This window comes from Fundidesulfovibrio soli (genome assembly GCF_022808695.1).
Lineage (GTDB): Bacteria > Desulfobacterota > Desulfovibrionia > Desulfovibrionales > Desulfovibrionaceae > Fundidesulfovibrio > Fundidesulfovibrio soli.
Map to the genome: position 1 here is coordinate 89,875 of NZ_JAKZKW010000013.1, position 15,043 is coordinate 104,917.

Genomic DNA, 15,043 nt, shown 5'->3' on the forward strand with positions numbered 1-15,043 from the left:
TGGAAGGCTAGTGGCCCGCAAGGCCGTGGGAGCCGGCTCAGGCCAGAAAGCGGGAGAGTTCGCGCGCGAGCCTGTCCAGTGTGTCCATGGGCAGCCTGGCGGAGGCATCCTCGGCCGCCCGCTCGATGGCCAGGGCCAGCCCGGCCAGCTCCATCAGGCCCGTGTTGAGCAGGTTGCCCTTCACGTTGTGGGCCCAGAAGGCCGTGCTCGCGCGGTCGCCCTGGTTCATGGCCTCCCCAAGGGCGGTCATGGAGCGCCTGAGCGCCACCCGGCTGGTCCCCACCAGGGAGCGGGCCGCGCTCTCGCCCAGGCCCAGGGCGCTGATGAAGTGCTCCCTGATGGCCTCGGCCAGATCCTCACGGGCGTCAGTCATGCCCATCAGCGCCCCGCCTCCACGGCCCGGTTGAAGGCCGCGAAGCGCTCCGCATAGGGCGGGAAGCCGAAGAAGGCCGAGCCGCTCACCAGCACGTCCGCCCCGGCCCGCACGATCTCCGCGCAGTTCTCCAGGGTGACGCCGCCGTCCACCTGGATGAGGGTCTCCGCGCCCTGCGCGTCGATCATGGCCCGCAGGGAGCGGATCTTCTCCATGCAGAACCCGATGAAGGACTGGCCGCCGAACCCGGGGTTCACGCTCATCACCAGCACCATGGAGAGCTGCGGCAGCAGGTACTCCACGGCGGAGAGGGGCGTGGCCGGGTTGAGGGCCACGGCGGGCTTGGCCCCGAGGCGGGCGATCTCGGCCACGGCGCGCTCCAGGTGGTGCGTGCTCTCGGCGTGCACGCAGACCAGGTCCGCCCCGGCGGAGACGAAGTCCGCCAGGTAGCGCTCCGGGCGCTCGATCATCAGGTGCACGTCGAAGAACAGCTTGGACACCGGGCGCAGGCTCTTGATCACCAGCGGACCGATGGTGATGTTGGGCACGAACAGCCCGTCCATCACGTCCCAGTGCACCCAGGAAAGGCCCGCGGCCTCCAGGGCTGCCAACTCCTCGGCCAGGCGGCCGAAGTCGGACGAGAGCAGCGAAGGGGAGAGGATCATGCGCCCTCCATGGCGAAATCCACCTTGATCTTGAAGAGTTCCTCGGCGGGCAGGTTCAGCACGGCGATGCCGGTCTTGCTGGTGATCTCGGCCAGGGTGGCGCGCACGGCGGCCATGTCCGGCGCGATCATGGTGAACCAGACGTTGAAGGAGTGGTCGCGCAGGTAGTTGTGGGTCACGCCCTGGTGGGAGTTGACCTCGGCCACGAAGGCCTCGATCTGCGCTTCAGGCACGCGCGCGGCGCACAGGGTGCTCTGCCAGCCCAGGGAGCCGGAGCTGAAGTTGGCCCCGATGCGCCGGATGACGCCCTTGGCCCGGAGCGCCCGCACGCGGGCCAGCACCTCGGATTCGGTGAGGCCGAGCTGTTCGCCCACCGCGGCGTAGGGCCGCTCCTCGATCGGGAAGCCGGACTGGATGATGTCCAGGATTTTGCGGTCATGTGCGTCCATGCGAACCACCCTACTCCACTTGCCCGCCGGAGGCAAAACCCCCGTGGCCTTCGGGTTTCTCCCCGCCCCGCTTGGGCTGGTAGGTGCACAGCGGCTCGGGGGCCATGGGATCGCCCTTCATGGTGAATGCCCTGGCCCGGCACCCGCCGCAGACCTTGTGGTACTCGCAGGGGCCGCACTTGCCCCCGTACTGTTTCTGGTCCCGGAACTTCTTGAACCACTGGGTCTCGGCCCAGATTTCGGGGAAGGGCGTCTCCAGCACGTTGCCGCAGTCCAGCTCCAGGTAGCCGCAGGGCTGCACCGTGCCCGAGTGCGAGATGAAGCAGAAGCCGATGCCGCCCAGGCAGCCGCGCGTGAGCGCGTCCAGCCCGAAGTTGTCGGGCGTCACGGGCACGCCGTCCTCCTTGGCGCGCTGGCGCATGATCCGGTAGTAGTGCGGCGCGCAGGTGGCTTTGAGCTGCATGGTGGTGGTCTTGCGGAAGTCGTGGAACCAGTTGAGCACGGTCTCGTATTCCTCGGCCGTGATCACCTGGGCGGCGATCTCCGTGGCGCGGCCCGTGGGCACCAGCAGGAAGATGTGCCAGGCGCTTGCGCCCAGCGACTCGCACAGCTCGAAGATCTTCTTGAAGTTGTGCAGGTTGGACTTGGTGACCGTGGTGTTGATCTGGAACTCGATCCCGGCGTCCTTCAAGTGCTGGATGCCGCGCAGCGCGCCCTCGAAGGCCCCCTTCTCGCCCCGGAACTCGTCGTGGGTCTCGGGGTCCGGGCCGTCGATGGAGATGGAGCAGCGCTGGATGCCCACCTCCTTCATGCGCCGGGCGTTCTCCGCCGTGATGAGCGTGCCGTTGGGGGCCATGACGCAGCGCAGGCCCTTGGCGTTGGCGTAGGAGACCAGGTCGTCCCAGTCGGGGCGCATGAGGGGCTCGCCGCCGGTGAAGATGATTATGGGGTTGCCGACCTCGGGGAAGGTGTCGATGAGCGCCTTGGCCTGGGCGTTGCTCAGCTCGCCCGGATAGGGCTCGAAGTGGGCCTCGGCGCGACAGTGCTTGCAGGCCAGGTTGCAGCGCCGGGTGATCTCCCAGGCCACCAGGCGCACCGGGGGCGCGCCGTTGGGCAGGGTTTTGGGCATTGCGCCGTGGCCGGGGTGGCCGCCCGGATGGCCGAGCGGCGGGTGTCCGCCCCCGGCATGTCCCGCGCCGGGAGAACCGGCAAGCTGCGGGCCGGGATGTCCTTTGGAATGAGGATGCACGTCCGCCCTCCTACAGCCTGTCCAGCATGGCTTCGGTGAAATACGTCAGAATCAAATCCGCCCCGGCGCGCTTGATGGCCACAAGCGACTCCGTCATGACGGCCTGCTCGTCGATCCAGCCCAGTTGGGCCGCCGCCTTGATCATGGAGTACTCGCCGCTGACCTGGTAGGCCGCCAGGGGCAGGTCGAAGTTGTCGCGCACCAGCCTGATGATGTCCAGGTACGGCCCCGCCGGCTTGACCATCAGGAAGTCCGCGCCCTCGGCCACGTCCGCCGCCGCCTCGCGCAGGGCCTCGCGCCAGTTGGCTGGGTCCATCTGGTAGGACTTGCGGTCCCCGCTCTTGGGCGCTGACTCCGCCGCCTCGCGGAACGGCCCGTAGAACGCGGAGGCGTACTTCACAGCGTATGACATAACCGGAATCTCTTCGTAACCGTTGCCGTCCAGCACGGCCCGGATGGCGGCCACGCGCCCGTCCATCATGTCCGAGGGGGCCACGATGTCCGCCCCTGCCTGCGCGTGGGAGAGCGCGGTGCGGGCCAGGAGTTCGAGCGTCGGGTCGTTGAGCACCCTGCCCTCCTCGTCCAGCACGCCGCAGTGGCCGTGGGAGGTGTACTCGCAGAGGCACACGTCCGTGACCACCACCAGCTTGGGGAACTTCGTCTTCAGCTCGCGCACGGCGCGCTGCACCACGCCGTCCTCGGCGTAGCCCTGGCTGCCCACCGGGTCCTTGACGCCGGGGATGCCGAACAGGATGACGGACTGCAGGCCCTTGTCCACGGCCTTGGCCACGCGCTCCACCAGGGCCTTCATGCCCAGCTGGTTCTGGCCCGGCATGGCACCGATGGGTTTGACCATGTCCGCCGGGCCGGTTTCGGCCACGAAGTAGGGCATGATGAGGTCGTTGCGGGTGAGCGCGGTCTCGCGCACCAGGTCGCGCATGGCCGGGGTGCGGCGCAGGCGGCGGCCGCGATGGAAGTCGTACATCGGCGTCCTCCTGAAGGTTGCCGGGGGAAGGGGAATTGCCTCCGGCGGCCAGAGAGGGCGCTGCCCTCTCTGGACTCTCCCGCCAGGGGGATGATCCCCCTGGACCCCGCGACCGCTTCGCGGGATTCGTGGGCGGGTATGGCCCGAGATAGACCGCCGGGACCGCGCCCAAAGCGGCGCTCGTCCCGGCGGTTCATAATTATATTCTCAATTCGGCGCGTTTCGCGCCGAGGGCACCGCCGCGGGGATCGCGGCTTTGCGCGGTTCTCGCGGCATGAAGGCCCCCCCACTCCCCCCTCATTGCCTCACGAATCCCGCGAAGCCGGAAGGGAGTCCAGAGGGACTCCGTCCCTCTGGCGGGGTCAAGGGGCGGCGCCCCTTGTCTTCCCTACTTCTTGATCTCTTCGTCCGTCAGGTAGCAGGCGGGGTCCTGCGCCCAGACGTCGCCGTAGTAGGCTTCGGCGCGGGCGCGGAAGTTGCCGCCGCAAATGTTCAGGAAGCGGCAATCAGCACAGCGGCCGCCCACGTACTGCTTCTTGTTCTTGAGCTTGGCCAGCAGCTCGATGTTGGGGTCGTCCCAGATCTCGGAGAAGGGCCGCTCCAGCACGTTGCCGAAGGTGTGGTTGCGCCAGAACTGGTCGGCGTGGACCTGGCCGTCCCAGGAGATGCAGCCGATGCCGCGCCCGGAGTTGTTGCCCTCGTTGAACTGGAGCAGCTCCATGACCTCCTCGGCGCGCTTGGGGTCTTCCTTGAGCAGGCGGTAGTACACGTGCGGGCCGTCGGCGTGGTTGTCCACAGTGAGGACTTCCTTCTCATGCCCGGCGTCGAAAAGCTGACGGGTGCGGTCCATGATCAGGTCCACCACCTGACGGGTCTCGGCGTGGTCCAGGTCTTCCTTGATCAGCTCGGAGCCGCGCCCGGAGTAGACCAGGTGGTAGAAGCAGATGCGGGGCACTTCAAGCTCGCGGATGAGGTCGAACAGGTGGGGGACCTCGGTCCAGTTGCGCTTGTTGATGGTGAAGCGCAGGCCCACCTTGAGGCCCTCGGCCTGGCAGTTCTCGATGCCCTGCAGGGCCTTCTTGAAGCTGCCGGGCACGGCGCGGAACTTGTCGTGGATCTCCTCCATGCCGTCGAGCGAGATGCCCACGTAGGAGAGGCCCACTTCCTTGAGTTCCTTGGCCTTCTGCTTGGTGATGAGCGTGCCGTTGGTGGAGATGACCGCGCGCATCCCGCGCCCCACGGCGTGGTGGGCCAGCTCCACCAGATCCTGCCGGACCAGGGGCTCGCCGCCGGAGAACAGCATGACCGGAGCGCCGTAGGAGGCCAGATCGTCGATCAGGGCCTTGCCCTGCTCGGTGGAGATGGGGTCCTTGCCGGTCTCGTCGATGGCCTTGGCGTAGCAGTGGACGCACTTCAGGTTGCAGCGCTTGGTCATGTTCCAGACCACCACGGGCTTCTTGTCCTTGGAGAACTGAAGCAGGTGGGAGGGCAGCTTGCCGGAGTGGCGTCCGTAGCGCAGGGCGTCGGAAGATTCCACGGTACCGCAGTAAAGCTTGGAGATGCCGATCATGCTATGACCTCGATTGAAACTTGTGTGGAAGGGGGGACTAGCATTTTTCCCCCCGGTCCGAAAGGACTTGGATCACATTTTCGGCGGCCGGGACGGCAAGCGCCGGAAAGCATGGAGGATAGTAGTCATTCTTGGCCGGATGGGAAGACTCCGGACCGCCGAATGGCCGCTCACGGCGCGAACTTCGACGGGGTGCCCCCCTGCGCCGCCCCGCGCCACTCGGACGATCAAGCTGCCGGGCCTGCGGCCCTCTGGCGCAAGCGCCAGCGCGATGATCGCCCCGGCTGGCGCGAGGCGGCACCCAGGGGGCAGGCGAGCGCGGTCGTGTGGCGGCAGGACAACTGACGACCCCGTGTTGGGGAGCCCGCTAGACCGTCAAAAAAAAGGGCAGCGCGGATGGCGCTGCCCGAGATCGACGCGAAGCTGAATAGGATTCCAAAGGAACGAAGTTCCTTTGGCCGCCGGAGGCATCTCACCTCCTGCTGTTGCCTCTCCTAATACTCCAGCTTGGAGCTCTGGAGCGGGGCCTTGGGCGGCGGGGGCGGGGCGTGGTCCTTGGGGATGGAGACGGGCGCGCTGGTGGCCCCGGGGCTCTGGAACTGCATCCCGGTGTTCCACTTCTTGATGGCGCCGCCGGTGTCGTGGCCAAGGGCGGTCATGATGGACCACAGGGGGTCCTGGGGCATGCGGCTCTCGCGCTTGAAGAGCACGAAGTCCGCGCTGCGGTCCGGGTCCATGCGCCCGGCCTGGGACATGGACCAGATGCGTTGGCCGGAGTTGACGTCGATGATCTCGAAGGAGAGCGACACGGCCGAGTCCGAGCGGGTGCCGCCCGCCAGGATGTAGGCCAGGCGGCCCACCACCACGCAGTCCGCGCCGCGGTCGCGCCCCACGAGGATGGCCTGCTCGTTGGAGAGGCCCTCCTGCGAGGGTTCGTAGAAGATGGCCGGGAACACCTGATCCTGCATCCAGGTGTTGGCGAACACCTCGGTGAGCTGCTTGGAGAGGTGGCGGGCGTTGGTGATGTCCTGCTGCACGGCGAAGGGCAGCACCACGGCCTTGAAGGGCCGGGTGGGCGCGTTCATGGGCTGCACGTACACGGAGGGGTTGTTGCGCTTGACGTGCACGTCCACGTAGAGCGTGGACTGCTCGGTGAGCTTGGGGTCAAGGGCGCATGAGGCCGTCAAGGCGGCCAGGGCCGCGGCAAGGAGCAAGCGTTTCATAATCCGTCCTCGCGGGAGGTGATTTATTAGCAGCGCAGCAAGAATCGCGCCTGGGGCTTATTGCGGCCGGGTGGTCGGGGGCGGCGCGGTGGACACGGTATCCATGAGCTGCGTTTTGGAGTGCAGCAGGCTTTCGCGCAGCTCCACCCGCTTCTGCAGGGGCAACAGGCGGAACTCCGGCTTGGCCGTGAGCTCGTCGAGCTGGTCCATCTCTTCCTGGATGCTCTTGATCCGGGACTGGAAGGAGGGCTCATCCGGCCAGACGCGGCTGGCGATCTCGGCCAGCTCACGCATCTCCTTGGAGAGGGTCTGGAACGCCACGGGCCCAGTGTCGCGGGCTACGCGCCGCCGCGACACCAGGCTTGAGATCATGCGCTTGATCCAGGCGACCATGGGCACTCCTCCCAGGGCTACCTGCGCGTCAGCAGCAGGTGCAGTATGGCGAACGAGGCCATGAAATACATGGACCACTTCACCAGCACGGCCGCCAGCACCTGGGGGTAGCCCGAGCCGTGCAGCTTCTTCAGGCCGATGGCCTGGAGGGTCATGTGCCAGATGAGCACCACAGGTATAAGATACGAATACGGCACAGGCAAGACCGCCAGGAGCCAGGGCCCCCCCGCATAGCAGGCGACGCGGAAGGTGTCCTCGTAGGGTTTGGTGGCCGCGCGCAGCAAGCCCAGCAGCAGGTGGGCCAGGGCCGAATCCAGGAACACGAAGGCCGTGACCAGGATGGGGGCCAGGCCGACCCAGGCCAGCCGCCCCAGCGCGCCCGCGCCGAGACCCTGGAACCACTCGGTGCGGCCCAGCTCGGAGAGGTTGGGGCCAAGACCGAAGAAGTTCCAGACCAGCCCGAAGAGCACCGTGACCATGCACACGGCCACCGCGAAGATCAGGGGCCGCACCTTGCCCGTGCCGGAGGGCAGCTGGTCGAAGAAGTCGCCGGGGTTGGCCAGGATGTTCTTGGCCGTGAGCGTGAAGGCCGGGATCACCCCGAAATGCTCCAGCTGCTCCCAGGGGGCCAGGGTCTCCGGCCCGGAGGGCGCGGAGGGCCTTGCCTCGTCGGCCTGGCGCGGCGCGCCGGGGGCCGGGGCCGCGGCGGGCTTGGCGCCCATGGCCTGCAGGCGGGCCCAGATGTCTCGCACGGAGTCGTCACCGGCCTGGGCCTGCGGCTGGCCCGCAGCGGCCTCCGCGCCCTGCCCGCTATTCTCGGCGGCGGGCTCGGGCCTGGGGGACGTGGGCGGCAGGCTCCACTCGCGGTGCTCCGTGGATACCGGCTCCGGCTCCGGTTCGGGAGCGGGAGGCGGCACGGGTGCGGGCTCATGGGCCGCAGGCTCGGGGAAATGGATCTGCGGGCGGGTCTCCGGGGAGTGCGCTTCCGGGACGGCGTCGGGCTCGGGCTCCGCGGGGGAGTGCAAGGGCGGATAGGACACCACCGCCTGGGGCTCGAAAGCCTGCGCGCCGGCGGCCTGCGCCCTGAAGGGACGGCGCGGCGCGGCCATGTCCTGCTCGCCGGCCCCGGAACGGGACGCTCCGTAGGGGTCCGCTGGGTCGGCACGATAGGGGCCGCCCTGGGGCTCGAAGGCTCCTGGAGCAGTTTCGCGGGGGGCCAAATCCCGAGGGGCTGGTGCCGCCGGTTCGGGCTCGGGGTCGGGCAGCCAGCGGGCCTGGGGCCTGGGCGGGGCCTGGGTGTAGGGAGGCTGCTCCTCCTCGCCGGTGTAGAGCCGCTGGGAGCGCGCCTCGAACGGGGGCCGGGACACGGGTTCGGGCTCCCGCGCCGGGCGCGAGGGCCTGGGCGGGTAGACGGGCTCCGCCAAGTCGTCCTGCCGCTCCGGCTGGGCCTGGAAGCCCCGGAAGCGGAAGCGGAAGGAGCACTTGGGACAGCTTGCGATGCTCGAGCGGGCGGGGATCTTATCCTCGGGGATGTCCCTGCTGTACCCGCATTGTGGGCAGACGATGCGCATCAGTAACCTTTCATGGCGATGGGCCTCATTTGGCATTAGCCCGCCTCGGCGCGCAAATCAACGTCAAAGGGGAAGGAAGCTGACCGATTCGGGCCACTGGCCCAGGAGCGCGGCCCCGGGCAGGCCCGCCAGGTATTCCTCGGGCACGGTGGGGTATTCCCCGCTGCGCCGGTGCAGGCCCTCCCGCCCGGCAGCCTGGTCGAACAGGGCCAGCTTGCCGTCTATGGCGCCCGACTGCTTGAGGCTGTCGCACAAGTGGCGGATTCCAGCCCCGATGCACAGGCCGGTGGGCCCGGAGAGCCCCTCCAGCCGTTCGTGCACGGGGCGCACGAAGCGCAGCCCGGGCAGCCGCCTGAACAGACGCAGCTGCAGGTCCGGCCAGAGGCCGAAGCCCACCTTCACGCCCCCTGGCCCCACGGCCCGCCTGGGGAAGGCGAAGGAGGCGCACTGCCCCTGCGCGACCAACCCGGGCAGCAGGGCCGCCAGGGCCTGGTCCAGGCGCTCGTCGGCGTCGAGCATGAGCACCCAGTCCGTGCGGCAGGCGGCCAGCAGCCGGTTGCGCTGGGCCGCGAAGTCCGCGCCCAGGGGGTGGGCCAGGTGGCGCACCGGGATGGGCGCGCCCGAGAGATGCGCCGGGGGCTCCGGGGCGTCCCAGAGGGCCACTGCCTCGCACGCGGCGCCGGGCAGGGCCGCGAAGAAGCCTTCCAGGTCCGGCTCGCCGGGATGGAGGATGGCCGCCACGCCGAGCGAGGGTCGTCCGGCCGGGGCGGCTGGAATTTCCAGGGGGGAATAGGCGGCGTGCAGGCGCTGCACCGCCTTGAAGCGGGCCTTGGCGGTGGGGTCGGCCACCTCGGGGTTGAGCAGGCACGCGGCCCGCCCCGGGACCAACCCGGCGGAGAAGAGCATCCAGGCTAGGGCCGTCTCCGAGGCGTCGGCCAGCAGCCAGACCTCACGGTCCGTGACGGGTTCCAGGGCCGCCGCATGGGCCGGGTAGAGCTCGCACACGCTCAGGCCCACGCCCCCGGGCAGGCGGGAGCGGATGTCCGCCAGCGCCGCCCCAGCGCCCGCGCCCAGCAGCACGCAGTGCCCGGCCCGAGCGGCCTGGCGCAGGCCCGCGTCCAGCGATCCAGGGCGGTACGGCCCCACGGCGTAATCTTGGGGCTGCCCGGCCAGGCGGAAGGAGAGCGCCTGGGCGGTGTAGGGGGCGAAGGGGTCCATCAGCGCCGCCCCAGCAGCTCGAGGTAGAGGAGGCCCAGGCTCTCGGCCACAAGCTGCGCCCGGTAGTTGGCCGCCACCTTGGCGCGCCCGGCTTGGCCCATGCGCCGGGCCTGGTCCGGGTTGTCCCAGAGCCAGCGCAGCGCGGCGGCGTATTCCTCGGCCGTGGAGGCCACCAGCCCGGTGACGCCGTGCTCCACCAGGTCCAGGTGGGCGTTGTCGCGGTCGCCCTGGGCCGGATGGGTGACCACCGGCAGCCCGCAGGCCATGGCCTCGGCGATGGCCATGCCGAAGGATTCGCCCGTGTCGCAACCGTGGGCGAACGCCGCGCAGCGGCCAAAAAGCTCTGCAAGATCCTCGTCGCTCTCCACCTGGGGCAGCAGCTCCACGTTGGCCCCAAGGCCCTGGGTGCGGATGAAGTCCTCGAACTCGGGGGTGGCCCCAAGCACCCGGAAGACGAAATCCGGGGCCATTCGTCTCAGGTGGGGCAGCATCTCGAAACTCAGGCGCGACCATTTGCCCGGGTCCGGGCGGGAGACGCGCACGGCCGCCCTTTGGGAAAGATCCGGCCCGGGGCAGCGGGCGGCGAAAAGGTCCGTGTCGATGGGGTTGGGCAGCACGCCGTATTTCGCCGGGTCCACCTGCGGGCCGTGGTGCGCCAGCAGGCGATGCAGGCAGAACGGCGAGACCAGCAGGTGCATGTCCACCACGGCCCCGCCGGGGCTGGCGTCCAGGCGGCCGAAGACGTTGGTCTCCACCACGAGGCGGGGGCGGAAACGCTTGAGCGGGGTCGTGAGTTCGGGTTCGGGCCAGCCCGCGCGGTGCAGATGCACCACGTCCGGCTTGAGATGCAGGAGGGCCTGGTAGAGGTCGCCGCCCAGGATCACCGGAATCCCGGCGGCCTTGAGCATGCCGCGGCGGGGGCCGTCCTCCGCGCTGAGCGCGAAGGGGGCGAAAACGGAACGGTCGAGGTTGGCGGCCAGAAGCTGCATGGCCTTTTCGGTGCCGCCGAGGCCAAGGGATTTGACCACGTGCAGCACGCGGACAGGCGGTTCATGGCGCATCCGGCATTATTGCCCAAAGCGCGCCCAGCGTCCAGAGCGCGCGGACCCTGCCCGCCCCGGTTGTCGGCCCCCCTACTTCTTGGCCTGGGAATAGGCCGCGAAGGCCTTGTGCACCGGCGCGCCGGCCGACGGGGCTGCCATGCCGGCCGTGGCCAGGCCGGGGCCGCTGCTGCGGGCCTGCTGCATGGAGGCGGGAGCCTGCGGCACGAACTCGGGGGTGTTGATCTGGGCGAAGGCGTCGCGCACGCCGGAGAGCATGTTCACAACCTGGTCCACGATGCCCTGGTCCATGTTCATGTTGGCCATGAGCAGCTTGGTGGAGCACAGCAGGTAGAGCTTGGAGAGGTTCTCGGCCACCTCGCCGCCCTTCTGCAGGTTCAGGCTGCTCTGCAGCTCCGCGATGACGTCCAGGGCCTTGGAGATGAGGACGCCCTTGCGCGCGTAATCCTTGGCGGTCATGGCCTCTTTGGCCTGACGCAGGAATTTTATGCAGCCGTCGAAGAGCATGACCACCAGGTCGCCCTGGGTGACGGTGTTCACCTGGGTCTGGATATATGCTTGCGCCGCCTTTTGCATGGTCGATTACTCCTTGAAGCCCTAGGACTTGCTCATCTGCGTGATCTGGGAGGCCAGGCTGGTCTGCTGCTGGTTGTAGGTGCCAAGCAGCGCGTCCAGTTTTGAGAACTTGTTCTTCAGGCTCTGCGCATAGGAAGAAATGCGCCTGTTTTCGTAGTCGATCTTCTTCTGGATGTTGTCGGAAATGGTCACGTAGTTCTTCTGCAGGATGTTCAGGGGGCCCGTGTCCGCGTTGGTCAGGTCCGCCAGTTCGCCCACCAGCTCGGGGGCCTTGCCCAGGCGCAGGTTCACCGTGTGGGTGTAGCTCCCGTCGGTGTTGTTGTTCACCTGCACGACCATACCGGCCGCGTCCGTGCCCGCCTTGCCCGTGATGGTGTTCTTGACCGGGTCGAAGGTGGCGGGCTGGCCGCCGATGGTGGCCGCGCTGACCTTGCCGGCGGTCACGGTGTAGCTGACCTTGTAGTTGCCCGCCTTGGTCAGCCCGCTGATGTAGGAGGAGTAGCTGATGTCGGAGCTGTCCGTGTCGCCCACGTAGTTGCCCGCGAAGATCAGGCCCACGGCGTTGGCGTTGGAGGCCAGCTGGCTGCGCAGCACGGCCTCGTCCAGCATGATCAGGCCTTCCGTGGTGGAGCCCTCCACCGCGTCGGTGGAGAGGCCCAGGGGCGACAGGGACGTGTACTTGTCCGTGAGGTAGCTGAAGCCCACGCCGTCGGCCGCCGTGATGTTCTTCATGATGGAGTCGCAGATCTGCAGGCCGTAGTTGCCCGTGAGGATCGAGGCCTGCTTGGTGGTTGAGTCCACCTTGGTCAGGTCCTTGATCATGGAGCGCACCTTGTTGACCTGGCTGATGAACGTCTTGACGTTCTCCACCACGGAGTCGATGTCTGTATCCACGGTGATGAGCCCGGAACCCGAGGACTTCAGCGACAGGGTGAGCCCCGCCACCACGTCCGAAATGGTGTTGGTGGGCCGGGTGATATAGGCGTTGGAGAGCGGCCAGCCGTTGATCTTGAGCTTGGCGTCCTGGTTGTTCTGGGTGACGCTGAAATTCGCCGACTTGAAATTCGGCAGGGTCGAGGCCCCGGAGACCACCAGCGACGCTGCCGCGCCCGTGTCGAGCCCCTTGAGCTGCAGGTAGTAGTTGGTGCCGTCGTAGATCGTGGTGGCGCGCACGCCCTTGTTGGCCGAGTTGACGTTGATGATGGAGGCCAGGTCGGTCAGGGTGCAGTTGGCCGGGATGGCGTTGCTGACCGTGACCCCCTTGTAGGTGTAGGTGAACTTCGCGGCTGTTCCCAGGGTGTTGATGTTCTGGGTCAGCGAGGCGTAGCCCGTGCCCGTGACCATGGTCTTGTTCTTGGCCAGCTGGGCCACCGTGTAGGTGGTGGTGCCGGTCTCGGCGTCGCCGCCGGCCGTGGCTGTGAGGGCGCTGGTGTTGGTGGAGGAGGCGGTCTTCTTCAGGAACTCGCCGATGGTGTCCATGCTCTGCAGGCTGGAGCGCAGCGTGAGCATTTCCGTGTTCAGGGCCTTGAAGGCGACGTTCTTGTCCAGCCAGGATTCTTTCCAGGTCTGGTAGGTTCTCAGACGGGACTGCTCGACCTGCACCAGCTTCTCGATGAGGCTGTTGAAGTCGGTGCCGTTGCCGAGCCCCGTGAATGTCACCTGGCCGGAAGTGGTGGTTCCGCCTGTTACGTCTCCGATCGCCATGACCGTCCCCCTGGGAAATAATTGCCGGGGCAGTTCGCCTTGACCGGAAGTAAGCAAACCCCGCGCCGAACCGTTCAGCCGGCCGGTCCGCCTGGGCGGGCCGGCCGGCTGGAATCGGTTCTATCTCCAGGATTAGCCGAGCAGCTGCTGAGCCATCTTGGGCAGGTTGTTGGCCTGGCCGAGCATGGCCACGGCGGACTGGGTCAGGATCTGCTGACGGGTGAATTCCGTCATCTCGGTGGCCACGTCCACGTCGGAGATCTGCGATTCGGCGGACTGCAGGTTCTCGGCCTGGATCTGCAGGTTCTGCACCGTGTTGGACAGGCGGTTCTGCAGGGCGCCCAGGTTGGCGCGGATCTTGTCCTTGGAGACGATGGCCTTGTTCAGGGCGTCCAGGGACTTCTGGGCCAGGTCCTGCGTGGAGATGGAACGGCCGGCCTTGCCGCTGCCGGCGGCCCCGCCGACGCCCAGGGACGAAGCCGTGGAGCTGTTGATCTGCACGTAGTAGTAGTCGGAGGCCGAGTAGTTGTTGGTGCCGAAGTGGACCTTCATCTTGCCGGTGGCCACCAGGCCGGTGCCGGAGTGGGTGGCGCCGGAGAGGTTGCCGTTGAGCAGGTAGATGCCGTTGAAGTCCGTGGCGTTGGCGATACGGGTGATTTCCGAGGCCATGGCCTGGTACTCGGAGTCGATGATCAGGCGCTGGTCAGAGGTGTAGGTGCCCGTGGAGGCCTGGGTCGCCAGTTCCTTCATGCGGATCAGCTTTTCGTCGATGACGCCGAGCGCGCCGTCCGCGGTCTGGATCATGGAGATGGCGTCGTTGGCGTTGCGCACGCCCTGGTTGAGCGACGAGATGTTGGAACGCATCAGTTCGCGAACGGCCAGGCCGGCGGCGTCGTCAGAAGCGGTGCCCACGCGAAGGCCGGAAGAGAGGCGGCGAGTGGAGACGCTCAGCTTGCCGTACGAGTTCGACAAGTTGCGGGACGCGTTCATCGCCATCATGTTGTGGTTGATTACGAGAGCCATGGTGATTCCTCCGTGAATTTTGTTGGCTTCCTTGCCTGCGGCCCGCCGCGAGACCTTCTCCCGCTCCCCGCCGTGTGGTTTCTGGGTGGCGGCGCCGCTATGACACTCCTATCGTCCGGTTCCGAAATTCCTTTAGACCTTCAGTGACCCGTGACGACACCACCCAACATCCCTTCCTCCCTGGATTTCCTGCTCCCGAATCCCTTGCGCCCCCTTTTCGACGAAAAAAAAGCCGGGCCGCGATGCGGCCCGGCTTTGCCGGATGCTTGATTGCCTCGCCAGGATTAGCCGAGCAGCTGCTGAGCCATCTTGGGCAGGTTGTTGGCCTGGCCGAGCATGGCCACGGCGGACTGGGTCAGGATCTGCTGGCGGGTGAACTCCGTCATCTCGGTGGCCACGTCCACGTCGGAGATCTGCGACTCGGCGGCCTGCAGGTTCTCGCCCTGGATCTGCAGGTTCTGCACCGTGTTGGACAGGCGGTTCTGCAGGGCGCCCAGGTTGGCGCGGATCTTGTCCTTGGAGACGATGGCCTTGTTCAGGGCGTCCAGGGACTTCTGGGCCAGGTCCTGCGTGGAGATGGAACGGCCGGCCTTGCCGCTGCCGGCGGCCCCGCCGACGCCCAGGGACGAAGCCGTGGAGCTGTTGATCTGCACGTAGTAGTAGTCGGAGGCCGAGTAGTTGTTGGTGCCGAAGTGGACCTTCATCTTGCCGGTGGCCACCAGGCCGGTGCCGGAGTGGGTGGCGCCGGAGAGGTTGCCGTTGAGCAGGTAGATGCCGTTGAAGTCCGTGGCGTTGGCGATACGGGTGATTTCCGAGGCCATGGCCTGGTACTCGGAGTCGATGATCAGGCGCTGGTCAGAGGTGTAGGTGCCCGTGGAGGCCTGGGTCGCCAGTTCCTTCATGCGGATCAGCTTTTCGTCGATGACGCCGAGCGCGCCGTCCGCGGTCTGGATCATGGAGATGGCGTCGTTGGCGTTGCGCAC

At 67.5% G+C, this 15,043-nt stretch carries 15 protein-coding genes; all 15 read right to left on the reverse strand.

Annotation, left to right across the window (positions count from 1 at the left end; translation table 11 throughout):
- Positions 1-37: 37 nt before the first annotated feature.
- Positions 38-379: an Hpt domain-containing protein gene (locus MLE18_RS12130; protein WP_243439065.1), complete on the reverse strand. Its 342-nt coding sequence runs from the start codon at positions 377-379 to the stop codon at positions 38-40.
- Positions 379-1,038: a ribulose-phosphate 3-epimerase gene (gene rpe / locus MLE18_RS12135; RefSeq protein WP_243439066.1), complete on the reverse strand. Its 660-nt coding sequence runs from the start codon at positions 1,036-1,038 to the stop codon at positions 379-381. The genes MLE18_RS12130 and rpe overlap by 1 nt, the downstream gene beginning before the upstream one ends.
- Entirely contained in the window at positions 1,035-1,487 is a 453-nt protein-coding gene (gene ahbA / locus MLE18_RS12140) for a siroheme decarboxylase subunit alpha (protein WP_243439067.1), read from the reverse strand. Before ahbA ends, rpe begins: the two co-directional genes overlap by 4 nt.
- A 10-nt stretch (positions 1,488-1,497) precedes the next feature.
- The gene (ahbD, locus tag MLE18_RS12145) at positions 1,498-2,736 is read right to left on the reverse strand and encodes a heme b synthase (RefSeq protein ID WP_243439068.1); all 1,239 of its coding nucleotides are present in this window, start codon (positions 2,734-2,736) and stop codon (positions 1,498-1,500) included.
- 10 nt (positions 2,737-2,746) lie between these two features.
- Complete coding sequence (gene hemB, locus MLE18_RS12150; RefSeq protein WP_243439069.1) at positions 2,747-3,721, reverse strand: porphobilinogen synthase; 975 nt, start codon at positions 3,719-3,721, stop codon at positions 2,747-2,749.
- Between the two features lie 388 nt (positions 3,722-4,109).
- On the reverse strand, positions 4,110-5,291 hold the full coding sequence (ahbC, locus tag MLE18_RS12155; RefSeq protein ID WP_243439070.1) for a 12,18-didecarboxysiroheme deacetylase: 1,182 nt from the start codon (positions 5,289-5,291) through the stop codon (positions 4,110-4,112).
- A 494-nt stretch (positions 5,292-5,785) separates the two neighbouring features.
- Positions 5,786-6,514, reverse strand: coding sequence for a hypothetical protein (locus MLE18_RS12160; RefSeq protein WP_243439071.1), 729 nt, complete (start codon positions 6,512-6,514; stop codon positions 5,786-5,788).
- Between the two features lie 57 nt (positions 6,515-6,571).
- Entirely contained in the window at positions 6,572-6,907 is a 336-nt protein-coding gene (locus MLE18_RS12165; RefSeq protein WP_243439072.1) for a hypothetical protein, read from the reverse strand.
- 17 nt (positions 6,908-6,924) lie between these two features.
- Positions 6,925-8,478 (reverse strand): YIP1 family protein, encoded by a 1,554-nt coding sequence (locus MLE18_RS12170; protein ID WP_243439073.1) that lies wholly within the window; start codon positions 8,476-8,478, stop codon positions 6,925-6,927.
- Between the two features lie 63 nt (positions 8,479-8,541).
- On the reverse strand, positions 8,542-9,696 hold the full coding sequence (locus MLE18_RS12175) for a glycosyltransferase family protein (RefSeq protein ID WP_243439074.1): 1,155 nt from the start codon (positions 9,694-9,696) through the stop codon (positions 8,542-8,544).
- Positions 9,696-10,757: a glycosyltransferase family 4 protein gene (locus MLE18_RS12180; RefSeq protein ID WP_243439075.1), complete on the reverse strand. Its 1,062-nt coding sequence runs from the start codon at positions 10,755-10,757 to the stop codon at positions 9,696-9,698. Before MLE18_RS12180 ends, MLE18_RS12175 begins: the two co-directional genes overlap by 1 nt.
- A gap of 72 nt (positions 10,758-10,829) precedes the next feature.
- Positions 10,830-11,333 carry a flagellar export chaperone FliS gene (fliS, locus tag MLE18_RS12185; RefSeq protein WP_243439076.1) on the reverse strand — a complete coding sequence of 168 codons (504 nt, stop codon included), beginning with the start codon at positions 11,331-11,333 and terminating at the stop codon, positions 10,830-10,832.
- Between the two features lie 21 nt (positions 11,334-11,354).
- The gene (gene fliD / locus MLE18_RS12190) at positions 11,355-13,037 is read right to left on the reverse strand and encodes a flagellar filament capping protein FliD (RefSeq protein WP_243439077.1); all 1,683 of its coding nucleotides are present in this window, start codon (positions 13,035-13,037) and stop codon (positions 11,355-11,357) included.
- Positions 13,038-13,169: 132 nt separating this feature from the next.
- Complete coding sequence (locus tag MLE18_RS12195) at positions 13,170-14,060, reverse strand: flagellin N-terminal helical domain-containing protein (protein ID WP_243439078.1); 891 nt, start codon at positions 14,058-14,060, stop codon at positions 13,170-13,172.
- Positions 14,061-14,344: 284 nt separating this feature from the next.
- Positions 14,345-15,043 (reverse strand): flagellin (locus MLE18_RS12200; RefSeq protein WP_243439079.1); only part of this gene is annotated, 699 nt, incomplete at its 5' end.